The organism is Weissella soli (assembly GCF_001761545.1).
In the GTDB taxonomy this organism is placed as follows: Bacteria; Bacillota; Bacilli; order Lactobacillales; family Lactobacillaceae; genus Weissella; species Weissella soli.
In genome coordinates, this window is sequence record NZ_CP017326.1 from 1629438 (window position 1) to 1642950 (window position 13513).

Below are 13513 nucleotides of genomic sequence, written 5' to 3' on the forward strand. Positions count from 1 at the left end.
TTGCTATTTTAAGGAAGGGTTATGCCCCAATTAAAGTTTAGCTAAGTTAACGAGGTTATTATAGTACATGTTGATAGGGAGCCCACCCTATCAAAGAAACTGTATTCTAAATACTTTTTCATATTCATATACCTACTCCTTAAAACTAAAACAGCAGCCGCAGATATGCAGTTGCTGTTTTAGTTTGTGGCGGGTTATTGCTGTTTTTTTTGTAATTCAAAAATCAGATGTTTCTTATTTTTACCAACTTGGGTAAAACCGTTCGCTTGTAGAATATGTTGTGAGGCGAAGTTGTTGAGCGTTGTTGTGGCACGCGGTGTCTGAATGCCCAGTTGCTGAGCTTCAATCAATAGCAGGTGTAACATATCCGTGCCGATACCGTGCCCTCGTAACTCATGGGGGACACCGCCGTAAGCAATATGTCCGCCGTCAACATAAAGTGCAGGGGTGAGCCGATGGCGTAATTTGCCGATACCCACATAGCGGTCGTCGTTTTTGAAGAAATAAAGGGTTTGGTTAACAAAGCCCGCGGGTAAATCAATCCCATGGGCGTGGTTATCCATGCGTTGCAACCAGGCGATAAAGGCGTGTTCATTAAGCAAATCGGACTTATCAGCTGGATTTGAAAATCCGCCTTCCAGCCGGTCGACGTTAGATAAGTATGTCTGAAGCGCTTGGTTGGGTTGTACGCTGAGTGTCTCAATTGTAAGGATCATAATTTTCTCGGTTCTAGAATTTAGTGGATGGCTATAGTTAATAAAGGTAGCTCACCACTTTAAGTCTACCGCAGTCCCGTGATAATGACATCAGTTCGTTAAATAACTTGTATTTGACCATTTAAGGCTATGTTATGCCCGCCTTAAAGTTAGACTAAGCTAGTCATACTATGATTATACATGTTGATAAGGAGCCCACCTTACTAGCAAATGAGAATGTACATAAGTTACTTCCCATCTTATTCATATACCTATACCTTTCCATAAAAACTAGGTTGCAGATATGCAGCCTAGTTTTTATGCATATTTAGTGTATAAACATCTTGAATAGCCGTAGTTGAGCCTCTTTGACGTAATCGGAAACAATGATGAGTCGCGGTCGCTTTGACAAATAGTGTCATTGTTAGCGTTTGCTGGTATTTAATATTGTGCTTGATTACATAGAGAAACTATGCTTTATATATGTATAAATTTGAATATCCCGATCTATTTTTAATTATTTTAGATAAAAGTTTGTTATTTTTTGTATTTAAGGTTAAAATTACACTATGAAACGTTCATAATAATCTGTTTAAGCGATAATATTGTTATTCGGTCTTGTATTTGTCCAAAAAAGGATTCACCCGGGTAAAATGAGTTAAATCTCATTAAAGCAAGGTTTCGGGTGACACAAATTCAAAAAGTGTTTAATAAAAGTTGTAAATATTATGTCTTTTAAAGAACGTTTAAATATCTTTGTTGTTACATGAGGTTTTTTTATTTAAAATAAACAAAAATAGATTCTGTCATGAATAGTTTTATTTTTGTGTTTATTAAAATTAAAAAACATAAAAACGACTTAAAAATTGGTTAAATGCATATTTTTGCCGGAAATTGTAAAAAAATTAAATCAGGATAAAAATAATTATCAAGCTAAAAATGCTTTCTTTTTGAAAATATACACGAAATAGGTTTCGTGTATATTTTTTGTATATATTGAATATTGTGTGTTTTCATAGGGCTGTGATAATATATTCAAGGCGCCATACATGTGGGAGTGCGATGCACATCCTATGAATTTAAAGATATTTGATATTAATAGAAGAATGAGGTTTTTTATCGTGGGTAAGTTTAATAGTAAGAAGTTGAAGGTTGCTGTGGCAGTGGCTCTTTGTAGCGTTGCCGTTTCTACTACTGCTTTAGCTTCATGGCAATTGTTGAATTTCAATTCTAAGGGTTATGAGACGATTGTCCATGCTGTTAAGAAAGATGGCGTCGTTGATGGCGTTCTTACAGCAGCTCAAGAAGAAATCACGGCTTTGAAGAATGTCGTTAGCGCACGTTCATCAGAAACAAAGGCCGTTCAAAATGCTGCTAACAGCCAAATGTCATCTGTTAACACAGATATTGACTCAGCCGCTTCTTCAGCTTCTGACCTTGAAAAGAAGGCCAGTGCCTTGCAAGCTTCTATTACTGCTGATTCAAGTAGTGTCTCTTCAGCAACGACAGCAGACACTGAAGTCGTTTATGTAGACTCTGTTACACAATAAGTTGGCACTGATAGCTCAAATAATTAAATTAAACAAGCAATGATACTGATAGTGGGGTTCGGATGTAAAATACATTTGACCCCATTTTTGAAATGCGGTCAAATGTATTTTATAACAGGCTATTAATGGGTGAATCCAAATGCGAAAGAAAAAAATAGTATTAATCTTGTTGCCGATGTTGTTATTAATTATTTCATTGTCAGCAAATGCAGCGTTTTTATTGACGCGGGCGCATACCGAAAGTTTGCGGGCGACTGATCAATCGATTGCCAATGTGAGTGATCTGTTAACACAATCAACGGTCAAGATTAAGACATTGAAGCAACAATTAAGCGATACTAAAGACCAGAACACAAATCTGTTGAATAATCAAAATACATTGTTTACGGCCTTAAATGTTACGGATTTGGATGCGGCAGAAGCCAGAATTAATGATATGAGTAAACAAATTGCCGCGCTGAAGGATATGGGTATCACCAATGTTGATCAGATCACTGGTTTGAAAGAGCAATTGGCGGAGTTAAAAACATCGCTCTCGTTGGGGGATGACTTTGATCCAACCACCAACTTAGTTGATTCGGTTAATAATACAATTGATGAGCGGGTTGCTGCCAAAATTTCTGAGCAGACGCAGGCGTTAGAAACAAAGGTCGAGACACTCCAAACGCTTGTGGATCGGTATGCAGATATTTTTGCGGATGCAGGTACCACAGCTGATTGGATTGCAAATGGTCCGGTGTTAAATAAGGTTGCCGATCCAATGTATATCGCCACAGCGCAAGTCAATACATGGAGTAATCCAGCTGGTGGGTATACTTTAGGATTGAAAAAAATTGGTGCTTATTATGTCTTTTCTATTTTCAATGGAAATTCACAGTGGATTTGGTCGGGAACTTCATGGGTTCAAGGTCAAACAATTCAAAATGCCGCTGGGGATGTCTTTTTGAATGCATACCGAGACGGTTATTGGCAACCCTTCCAAAATAGCTTGGCGACCAAGACCTTAAATAATGTCAGTACAAAAGATTACATCATGGTCTATGCATCTTCCTCTAAGAAAACTGAGAAAGCTTTTCTACCAGGGTTGCCAGCAACGGTTAATCGCAGTCAGCTGGCTAGCCAGACTTCAACGAGTGTAGGTAACTACTATGGTTGGGTTAGTGGTGGTGTGAGTGTTACTTGGGTGCCTGATGCGACAAACTCGGTGACAGGTACTTTCCAAATCACCGTTGCAGGTTATGTATCAACAGATGGTCAGCAACATGTGTATCAGTATGTCCCACATCCTAATACCACTGATAGTATCTATTCAGGTGGTGCGACGAATCGTACAATTAATGATGTCTCTAGTGTTTGGAAAGAAATCAAGTAATGCATATTAAAAAGGAATCATCCAGGCTGGATGATTCCCTTTTTTGTATTGTTTAACTCTTTTGATAGATACGTAGCGCTTGCTTACCATGGGTAAAGTAATAGGCCGTGTAGGTCACGGCAAACACTGCGGTGATAGCAAGCATTACCCAGATATCATGGCTGATTGAGCCACCAATCATCATGGCTTCACGTAGGGCATGGATACCATAAGTCATTGGGAGATATGGTCGAATGGTAGCAAAGAACTCATTCGAGAGTTGGATGGGATACGTTCCCTCAGCACCACTCAGCTGGAGTACCAATAATATCAATGATAGAAAGGCACCTGGTCGTGATAACCATAGATTTAGCGTGGAGACAATCATGGCAAACATCAATTCAATGATGAGTAAGACTCCCACAGACTTGGCTGTACTCAAGGCATCAAGCCCTAAGATGAAGTGTACACCAACTGCAAGAATGGCAACGCTGGCCAGAGAGAAGGCTGCGAGCAAGGTCGTCTTATCGATAAAGTAGCGGAACGCATTCTTATACTTGCCATGAGGTGTCACCATGTCCATTAACAAATTAAAGGCCATCAGACCGACGTAGAGACCGACTGACATCATCAATGGTGCCATTCCGGTACCATTGTTGGCAACCGTGGTTTGATCTGTGTGCTTCGTTAGGACCGGCTTAGCGATCTGATCATAGATGGCAGAAGTGCCTTTTTGATCGGCAATTTGTTGGGCGCCATCGGCTAATGAATTAGCTAATGTCGTTTCACCATTGCTTAACTTCGTTAGGGCTGGACCAACTTGCTTTTGGCCAGTAGCTAATTGGTTAGCACCACTGTCTAACTTTTGCGAACCAGTGGCGAGTTCGTTAGTACCATTGGTAATCTTGCTATTGTTAGCGGCTAATTGGCTGAGGCCACTCGTCAATGTGTTGCCACCAGTGGTTAACTCATTGATGCCGCTAACTAAAGCGGGGGTGGCTTGTTGCAACTGTTTGGTACCATTGGCCAAGGTAGTCGCACCACTCTTTAGGGTCGCACCCTTATCTGTTAAGGTTTGCAGACCGTCAGCTAAGGTTGTTGAACCTGTAGTTAGTTTAGCAACCCCAGTCTGTGTTTGGGTGATATATAATGCCATACCACCGTATAGGGTGTTAGTGTCATCTTTTGTGCCGAATGCGCTATTTAATGCACTGACTCCCGTAGCAAGTTCCTTTTGTTGTTCTGTGGCAGTTGTTTTAAGGGTGGTTAATTGACTCGCTAATGTCGTTAATTGGGTTTGCATATCCTGCATAACAGTGGTCGTAGCAGCAGTATCCGAGGAACTTTGGACTGCTTTTTGAATCGTGGCTGCTTGTTCATCAGTTAAATTAGCTGCCTGGATGGCTGTCGCTAGATTTTTGGTTAGGGTAGCCTGTTGAGTTTGGGCACCAGTTGACAAGGTTTTTAAGTCAGTGGCTAAAGTGGTCATTGTTTTTGTGATGGCAGTCGTGTCGGTAGAACTTTGTGACAAGCTTGAATTTAATTTGTTTAAGCCCGCCTGGAAGGTACTGAGTCCTTTTTGAAGAGTTGTCACATCATTATCGTTAACGGCTGCTTGCATCGTTTTGAGACCAGCGTTTAATTGCTGAGCACCGGTATTTGCTTTTGACACTCCGGCGGTATATTGCGTAATCCCAGTGCTCAACTGTTGGGCACCTGAATTCAATGAAGTGATCCCAGTCGTCAGTGTCGGTGTTTGCGCCTGTAATTGGCTTAACCCAGTGGCAAGCGATTTGCTACCGGTGCTGGCAGAGGCAACTCCATTTGTATAAGTAGAAAGTTGATTATTGAAACTGTTAATACCTGTGTTTAGGGTCGTGGTACCGGCAGCCAAGGTATTTAGATTAGTCGTGATGGTCTGAACTCCAGATTGTAACTTGGTCGTCCCAGTTTTTAATTTGGTTGCCCCAGCTGCACCGTCAGATAATCCGTCTCCAACTTTGGCGAGATTAGCATATAGTGCCTTGGCATACGTGCGCGTGACTTGCGCATTAACTTTGGCTACCAGTTTATTAATCGCCGATTCAGATAGTTTTGAGGCGATAAAGTTATGACCAGCACTTGTTTCATAATTCAGACGCATCCGCTTGGGATTTTTGTCTGATAGACTGGCCGCATTCTTTGAAAAGTTCTTAGGTATCGTGATCGCCATGACATATTTGCCATCATCTAACCCTTTTTTTGCCTGTTTGGCACTCGTCTGGGTGAAATTCATGCTATCGCTGTCGACTAATTGCTTGGCGAGGCTCTTACCAAGCTTAATGGTTTTATGATTCTGTTTGGCCGCGTGATCGAGATTGACTACTGCGACCGGCAGTTGGCTAATTCTCCCGTAAGTATTCCAAACTGAATTTAAGAATGTTACGGCGTAGACTGAAGGGACAGTTGCTAGTGCGATGAACACAATGATTAAAAAACGCTTTTCTTTAAATATATATCGCCATTCGTGCATTTCGATTGGCCTCCTGAAAATTCATGTTCCTTATTATAGTGATTAAAAAAATTTGATTCAATTCACAAAAGTAGATACAATGTCTATTAAATTAAGATTTTGGGGAGGATCACGATGAAACACGCAGAACGTATCGCAAAGACCAAAGAAACCATCCAAAAAAGTTTTATGAGCTTGATGGCTGAAAAGGGCTATGATCGGGTCACGGTGACAGACATCATCACCCGTTCAGAAATTTCACGGGGGACCTTTTATTTACATTATTTAGATAAGGATGATTTGTTGCAAAAAATCGAGGGAGAATTATTAGATTATATTGGGGAACATAGTGATTTGAATGATCATACCGTGTTAGATATTTCACCGTATGAAGCCATTACCCATACGTTTGATTGGCTATATGAGAATCGCGAAATTCTACGTATCCTGGTGAGTGAAAAGGGTGATCCATACTTTATTTCAAAAATTTCTAATCTCCTGATGTACCGATTACGTGCCATGACTCGCTCGCCGTATCGGGCTAATAAATCAGCTATTCCACGGGAATATGCCTTGGATCTATATGTGACTGGCTATGTGCGCATGATTTTTGATTGGCTGTCACAACCGCTCCCAGAAGAACCGGCTACTTTTACAAAATACTTCCTAGCGAGTGAGAATCTGACGCCGGCTGAACTGTTCGCCATGCTTAAATAGTCAATGTTAGACAGTTTGTCTAATAAATTTAAGTTAGCGATATGCTAGCTAGCAAGATTCGCGCTTAAGTTCATTGTAGGCTTGTTTGGCGATAGCAGTGAACGTTTTTGAGATATCTAAAGCCATGCGCCACTATTAAAAAGGGCAATAAGTGAATTTTACTAAAAAATAAATGAGAAATAACTAATAAATGGGTTGAGTTTGTTTTTAAACGCTATATACTTGATTTAATAAAAATAGAAATTAGGTTGATGTGGAATGACAACAGCAGTAGATATTACGTTATTAGATTTGCCAAATGGTGAGGTGAATACTGAAGAAAGTGTCTTGGATAAGTATGGCTACGATGAGTGGACACAGGAAGAAACGTCGCGTACTTTACCGCGTGCGGTCGTCTTTGCAGAGAGTATTGCCGATGTGCAGGCTGTACTACGTTTTGCCAGTGAGCACCAGATTGCAGTGGTGACCCAGGGCTCCCGAACATCGATTGTGAATGGTTCATCGGCTTTGTCAGATGGTATTATTCTGAGTTTAGCCCGCATGAATCATATCATTGATATCCAAATTGAAAACCAATTAGCAATTGTTGAACCAGGTGTCCTAAATGGAACTTTGGATGAAGCTGCCCGTAAATTTGACTATTTTTATGCGCCCGATCCAGGTTCAAAGCCCATTAGTACGATCGGTGGCAATGTGGCAACCAATGCTGGTGGGATGAGTTCGTTGAAGTATGGGACTACCAAGCAAGCCGTGTTGGCGCTTAAGGTCGTGTTAGCTAGTGGCGAATTGATTGAGGTGGGTGCACCAGTCTTGAAAAATACCGCTGCGTATAATCTATTGGATCTCTTCGTCGGATCCGAGGGTACCCTGGGGGTCATTGTTGAAATTACGGTGCGTCTCTTGCCCATCCCATATGGTGCGTCTGTTACCGGATTGGCTACATTCAACTCGATGCAAGACCTAACGTATGCCGTACAACGTATTCAAGCTAGTGGCTTATACCCATCAATGCTAGAAGCTTTGAATCGGGTCTCGATTGAAGCTTTGGATCAGTATGAAAATCTGGATTTGGGTGCTCGTGGCAGCCAGGCATTGTTGATTTTCCAATTGGATGTGGCCGTAGATGGTGCTTTAGAGGTGGCTAAGCAGGAATTACAAGCAGCTGGCGCCGTGAAGGTGGATGTCACGGCTGACGTGGAGCGTACGAAAGAAATTATCAAGATTCGACAGGATGTTTTTAAGGCCGGCGCCCAGTATGGTCGGCTGATTGTTGAGGATATTGCCGTACCGTTGGGTAGTTTGGCCACGGTTGTCGCGCGGGCCGAGGAGATCGCTGAAAAGTATCAGCAGCGCTTGTTGTTATTGGGACATGCTGGGGATGGTAATCTGCACCCAGACTTTATTCTAGAGTCCACTGAAGGACCAATTCCCGCAGAATTGGACGCAGCTATTGCAGAATTGCTGACCTATGTCATCAGCGTTGGCGGAACCGTCAGTGCCGAGCATGGGATTGGTAGCCTAAAGAAGAAATGGGTCGACCAGCAATTATCACCAGCCGTGGTACAACTACAAAAGCAAATCAAACAAGTTTTTGATCCGCAGGGTATTTTGAATCCCGAACGGAAAGTATAAATTCATAGGTGTCGATAATGAGCATAGGGCTGATTATCGACATTTTTCGAACGGTTCAAAGATGATCAGACGGTTGACGAAGTATGCAGGGAATCCTGCAAGGAGGTTTTATGACGGATAGTACGCTTGATTGGCGGCAGGGGGTGCATGATAGCATGCCCGTATTTGCTGGCTACCTCTCAATTGGCCTAGCGTTTGGCATTGTTGCGGCAGCAGCAAATTTTTCAGTGTGGCAGATTTTTTTACTGTCGACGATCGTTTACTCAGGGGCGGCGCAATTTATCATCGTAGCGATGCTGGTAGCTGGCGGGGATGCGACGACGATTTTACCGATCATTGCTTTGGTCAGTATGCGCATGTTCTTACAATCACTATCCGCGATGACCGTTTTTAAAGGCATTTCTTTGTGGCAAGGGTTGGCGATTGGGAGTCTGATTACTGATGAGTCATACGGGGTGTTAATGTTGGCACACGCACAAGGGAAGCCGGTGAACTTTTCTTGGATGAATGGGGTTAATCTCAGTGCCGTAGCCGTCTGGGCGCTTTCAAGTGTGCTAGGTGGGCTCTTAGGTGATGCCATATCTGATCCCACCACCTTTGGCTTGGACTTCTCACTGACTGCTATGTTCGCCGGCCTTTGGGTTTTGTCGCTTAAGGCCGATATACGGACTAAAAAGGCAAAATTCAGTGTCGTCATCGGTGAAATTGGTGTAACAGCAATGAGTTTTATTGGCCTATCATACGTCTTTGAAAGTTCGATTGCGGTTTTAGTAGCGACCGTGATGGGGGCACTATTTGCGCATTATTTTCGGTAAAGGAGCAGGCACTTGGTCAATAGTTCAGTATTTTGGTGGGTCTTGATTGGTGCCGGATTAATCAACTGGTTGATTCGTATTACACCGGTACTAGTCGCGCAGTGGATCAAGTTTCCGGCTGGCGTGATCCGTTTTCTACACTTTGTGCCACTCAGCATGATGTCGGCGATTTTGTTACAAAATTTAGTCAGTGTGACACAGCAGCGGTTGGTGGTTGATTGGCTTGGCGTGATGGCAGTGTTACCAGCGGTCATCATTGGTTATTGGCGTAATTCACTAACCTGGACCGTTTTCGTTGGGGTGCTCATGATGATGTTGTTGCGACTTCTTTAGAATATTTAGCCGCTTTTTAAACATGTTTGTGTATTTTTATTCAAAATAGTTATATAATATAACAAAAATATACAAGAGGTGTTGCACATGGTCGATCATATCAAATTATTTTCAGACATCATTCAAATTCAGACGGTTAACGATCATGAGGCTGAATTGGCGGATTATTTAGCAAGTTATTTTGACGGGACGCCCGCCGAGGTAACTAAAGTCACTTTTGCACCGGGCCGTGACTCATTGGTCGTGAAGCTGGGGGAATTACAAAATCCAGATAAGGTTTTGGTCTTTTCAGGTCATGGGGACACGGTTGATTTTGGTGATTTGTCAAAGTGGACATATCCACCACTATCGGCACACATCGAAGGTGACACGATTTTTGGTCGGGGTGCTAATGATATGAAGGGTGGCTTAGCGGCACTTTTTGCAGCGGCGCTGGAATTAATAGCTGAAGATTTTGATTTCGGTCATAATCAATTGAAATTATTCATGACCGTGGGTGAAGAGACCGGCGAATATGGAGCCCATCAGTTAGTTGAAGCGGGCTTTTTGGATGACGTGACCGCGTTGATCTTAGGAGAACCACGGGCTAATTTCGAAATTGGCTATACGAATAAGGGGGTCATTGATTACAAGGTGACGGTTACTGGTAAATCAGCGCACTCATCACGACCAGATCTCGGGGACAACGCCTTAGAAAAGGCGTTGGTCATTATCCAGGATATTCAGACGTATTTCACCAAGTATGACACCGTCGAGAATCCAGTTTTAGGTAAACTGACGAATGTTATTTCAGTGATTAATTCTGGGACACAAGTCAATCAAGTCCCTGATCTCGCCTACTTCATGGGTAATACGCGCACCATTCCGGAAACGCCCAACCAACAAATTTTCGCGGACTTACAGGCACTGGTTGATCAATACGACAATGCCGAACTTGAAATTATTTATCCTGCGGAGCCTTTGCCAGTGCAGACCGTATCAGAATTCACAAAGCTCGCCCAGGCTAAAATTCAAGCAATCAGTGGTCAGCCAGGTGCTTTGATTGCCGGTGCCGGCGCCAATGAGGGTAGTGAATTTATTCAGGCCAAAGCCAAGTTCCCAATTTTAATTTTTGGACCAAGTGCTTTTGACAATTCGCATGCAGTGAATGAGTCCAACTCATTAAAAATTTATGAGCAAGCGGTTGAAATTTATAAGCAAATTGCGGTTGAGTATTTGGCATAGGCAGCGGGCAATCAAGTATTAAGCAGAGCGTTGCAGGTCTCTTCTAAGGCGGCCTTGATTTTGGTGCCAATAAAATCTTTTATACAAAAACCTTGCAATCTCATTTTGATTCTTTATAATGAGAATCATATTAGAAAAGGTTAGGGAAATATCATGAAGGTAAACGGACAATTTCAACAAATGAATCAAATTGCGTCTACCTCAGTCACCACTGGATCCTCATCTGGACACCGCGGTTGACTGCCTTTTCGTCAGCCGTTGTCACGCAATGGCTGACTAGCACCCTAATGTATCACTTAAAGTGAACAGGACTAGTCTATGTAAATGGACTAGTCCTTTATTTTGTAGCTGAAGAGAATTTTGGAGGAGAGAATTATGAAGAACGCATGGCAATGGTGGAAGGATCAAAACTTGGTTATCCAGATTATAATGGGCATGTTATTGGGCTTGCTATTAGCAGTGGTAGTTCCAGATGCGACGTGGTTGGCTATTTTTGGAACTTTATTTGTTTCAGCCTTGAAAGCAGTCGCCCCGATTTTGGTCTTTGTGTTGGTGATTGCTGCAATCGCCCAACATAAAAAGGGGGTTAAGACCAACATGCGCACCGTGTTAGGCCTGTATTTTGTGGGCACGTTCATGGCCGGTTTGGTTGGTGTACTGGCAAGTTTCTTGTTCCCAACATCTTTGCAGTTGGTTAAGAGTACCCAGAAAATCGATGCCCCCAGCGGTATTGGTGAAGTATTGAATAATTTGTTGTTGAAGTTGGTGGATAACCCAATTAATGCATTAAGTCAGGCCAACTATATTGGTATCTTGGCGTGGGCCATATTGATTGGTTTTGCTTTGCGACATGCCTCTGTCTCAACTAAAGTTGTCATTCAGGATATTTCGGTCGCTATTTCGGCCATCGTGAATAATGTCATCCAGTTGGCACCATTTGGAATCATGGGTCTGGTCTACCAGGCGGTGGCGGTGAATGGATTGGGTGCTTTGGCTGATTATGGTCGTCTGCTATTTGTATTAATTGGTGCAATGTTGGTGGTCGCATTGGTGGTCAATCCGTTGATCGTCTTTGTGGCTGCCCGGCGTAATCCATATCCGTTGGTTTTCGCGACATTGCGTGAAAGTGGTGTCACGGCCTTCTTTACACGTAGTTCAGCAGCCAATATCCCAGTGAACATGCGTTTAAGTGAAAAGCTTGGGTTGAATCCAGATACGTATGCTATCTCAATCCCCTTGGGGGCAACAATTAACATGGCTGGCGCAGCGATTACGATCTCAGTCTTGTCATTAGCGGCAGCGCACACATTAGGCATCACCGTTGATTTTTGGACAGCGGTTATCCTGGTACTATTGTCTGCAGTATCAGCTGCCGGGGCTTCCGGCGTTGCTGGTGGATCACTGTTATTGATCCCAATGGTGACAAGTCTGCTAGGTATTCCAGGTGATATCGCTGCCCAAGTGGTCGGTGTCGGATTCATTATTGGTGTGATTCAAGATTCCGCTGAAACAGCATTGAATTCATCATCAGATGTTGTGTTCACCGCAACGGCGGAATATGCCCAGGAGTTCATTGGTAATCGGTCACGTGAAGTGGCTGTCGACTAAGATTTAACGTCCCAGCACTTGTTTGGGGCGTTTTTGCATTAAATGGTTGCGGGTTCCATTGTTGGCAGGCGCCTCCTGTGCGTTATAATTATTATTAATAAGGGGGTATGAACATGTCAGTAGAAGTAATGAATCCAGACGTTGCACAGGATGTTTGGAAGGACATCGGTCAGCATGTCGATTTTGTCGTGTTGCAATTAAAGCGCACGAATTTGGCGCAAGAACAAGCAGCGATTCAAGAATTTGCAGACCGCTCACAAGCGATCATCCGATCAATGAATATTCGCGCCGAAGACGCCGGTCTAAAGGTCGCGATTGGGTTCTCAAACGCGGCTTGGGACTATCTATTTCCCACTGCGCCAAAGCCCAAGGAACTTGAAACATTCACCACGATTGCTGGGGATGAAGCGGAGTACACGATGCCGGCCACTGCTGGTGATATTTTCCTACACATCCGGGCAGCCAATGAGGCGGTCGTGTACGAAGTGGTTACACAGTTCATGCGTTTTTTGAAAGATGTCACCACGGTGCTCGATGAGACGAAGGGGTTCCGTTATTTTGAAGGACGGGCCATTATTGGCTTTATCGATGGCACAGAGGCGCCGGCGATTGCTGACGCAGCAGAATACGCAATTATCGGTGCGGAGGATCCCGAATACATTAACGGATCCTATGCGTTTGCGCAAAAGTGGCTTCATGATATGAATTTCTGGCAAGCCATGAAAACCGAGGAACAAGAAAGGGCGGTGGGCCGTGAAAAGTTTACGGACTTAGAGCTGGCCGATGATGATAAATATAAGAATGCACACAACGTTGCTTCAAAGTTGGAAGTTGATGGCGAAGAACAAAAGATTGTTCGCATGAATGTGCCTTTCTCCGATGCAGCCACTGATAAGACGGGCACATATTTTATTGGTTATGCACGTCATTGGACAGTTACTAAGGGGATGTTGCAGCAGATGGTGGCAGAGCGTGACTTCTTGTTAACGTTCTCAACGGTTGAAACCGGTCAACTTTTCTTTATTCCATCACGGGATACCTTAGCGGCCATTGCGGATGGTCAGTTAAACTAAAATTACTTAGCGCACTAGTCAAAA

At 43.1% G+C, this 13513-nt stretch carries 11 protein-coding genes; 9 read left to right on the forward strand and 2 right to left on the reverse strand.

Annotated elements, in window-relative coordinates; all coding sequences use genetic code 11:
• Positions 1–194: 194 nt before the first annotated feature.
• Positions 195–716, reverse strand: a complete 522-nt coding sequence (locus WSWS_RS07855) for a GNAT family N-acetyltransferase (RefSeq protein WP_070230740.1) — start codon at positions 714–716, stop codon at positions 195–197.
• A gap of 1100 nt (positions 717–1816) precedes the next feature.
• Here WSWS_RS07855 and WSWS_RS07860 point away from each other — a divergent pair.
• Positions 1817–2245, forward strand: a complete 429-nt coding sequence (locus WSWS_RS07860; RefSeq protein ID WP_070230741.1) for a hypothetical protein — start codon at positions 1817–1819, stop codon at positions 2243–2245.
• A gap of 139 nt (positions 2246–2384) precedes the next feature.
• Positions 2385–3617 (forward strand): hypothetical protein, encoded by a 1233-nt coding sequence (locus WSWS_RS07865; protein WP_070230742.1) that lies wholly within the window; start codon positions 2385–2387, stop codon positions 3615–3617.
• 52 nt (positions 3618–3669) lie between these two features.
• Here the strand turns inward: WSWS_RS07865 and WSWS_RS07870 are convergent, their stop codons facing one another.
• On the reverse strand, positions 3670–6108 hold the full coding sequence (locus WSWS_RS07870) for a YhgE/Pip domain-containing protein (protein ID WP_070230743.1): 2439 nt from the start codon (positions 6106–6108) through the stop codon (positions 3670–3672).
• Positions 6109–6222: 114 nt separating this feature from the next.
• Between WSWS_RS07870 and WSWS_RS07875 the strand changes: the two genes are divergently transcribed.
• From WSWS_RS07875 to WSWS_RS07905, 7 genes are all read left to right on the forward strand, one after another.
• Positions 6223–6804, forward strand: a complete 582-nt coding sequence (locus WSWS_RS07875) for a TetR/AcrR family transcriptional regulator (RefSeq protein ID WP_070230744.1) — start codon at positions 6223–6225, stop codon at positions 6802–6804.
• Between the two features lie 258 nt (positions 6805–7062).
• A complete protein-coding gene (locus tag WSWS_RS07880) occupies positions 7063–8436 on the forward strand; it encodes an FAD-binding oxidoreductase (protein WP_070230745.1) in 1374 nt (457 codons plus the stop codon).
• A gap of 110 nt (positions 8437–8546) precedes the next feature.
• Entirely contained in the window at positions 8547–9251 is a 705-nt protein-coding gene (locus WSWS_RS07885; RefSeq protein ID WP_070230746.1) for an AzlC family ABC transporter permease, read from the forward strand.
• 12 nt (positions 9252–9263) lie between these two features.
• Complete coding sequence (locus WSWS_RS07890) at positions 9264–9584, forward strand: AzlD domain-containing protein (protein ID WP_070230747.1); 321 nt, start codon at positions 9264–9266, stop codon at positions 9582–9584.
• 87 nt (positions 9585–9671) lie between these two features.
• A complete protein-coding gene (locus WSWS_RS07895) occupies positions 9672–10808 on the forward strand; it encodes an ArgE/DapE family deacylase (RefSeq protein ID WP_070230748.1) in 1137 nt (378 codons plus the stop codon).
• A gap of 375 nt (positions 10809–11183) precedes the next feature.
• On the forward strand, positions 11184–12416 hold the full coding sequence (gene sstT / locus WSWS_RS07900; protein WP_070230749.1) for a serine/threonine transporter SstT: 1233 nt from the start codon (positions 11184–11186) through the stop codon (positions 12414–12416).
• Between the two features lie 113 nt (positions 12417–12529).
• Positions 12530–13489 (forward strand): Dyp-type peroxidase, encoded by a 960-nt coding sequence (locus WSWS_RS07905; protein ID WP_070230750.1) that lies wholly within the window; start codon positions 12530–12532, stop codon positions 13487–13489.
• Positions 13490–13513 lie beyond the last annotated feature (24 nt).

Coding starts and splice junctions, on each gene's coding strand:
- WSWS_RS07855 (WP_070230740.1), bottom strand. CDS start 716: ATGATCCTTACAATTGAGACACTCAGCGTACAACCCAACCAAGCGCTT.
- WSWS_RS07865 (WP_070230742.1), top strand. CDS start 2,385: ATGCGAAAGAAAAAAATAGTATTAATCTTGTTGCCGATGTTGTTATTA.
- WSWS_RS07870 (WP_070230743.1), bottom strand. CDS start 6,108: ATGCACGAATGGCGATATATATTTAAAGAAAAGCGTTTTTTAATCATT.
- WSWS_RS07875 (WP_070230744.1), top strand. CDS start 6,223: ATGAAACACGCAGAACGTATCGCAAAGACCAAAGAAACCATCCAAAAA.
- WSWS_RS07880 (WP_070230745.1), top strand. CDS start 7,063: ATGACAACAGCAGTAGATATTACGTTATTAGATTTGCCAAATGGTGAG.
- WSWS_RS07885 (WP_070230746.1), top strand. CDS start 8,547: ATGACGGATAGTACGCTTGATTGGCGGCAGGGGGTGCATGATAGCATG.
- WSWS_RS07895 (WP_070230748.1), top strand. CDS start 9,672: ATGGTCGATCATATCAAATTATTTTCAGACATCATTCAAATTCAGACG.
- sstT (WP_070230749.1), top strand. CDS start 11,184: ATGAAGAACGCATGGCAATGGTGGAAGGATCAAAACTTGGTTATCCAG.
- WSWS_RS07905 (WP_070230750.1), top strand. CDS start 12,530: ATGTCAGTAGAAGTAATGAATCCAGACGTTGCACAGGATGTTTGGAAG.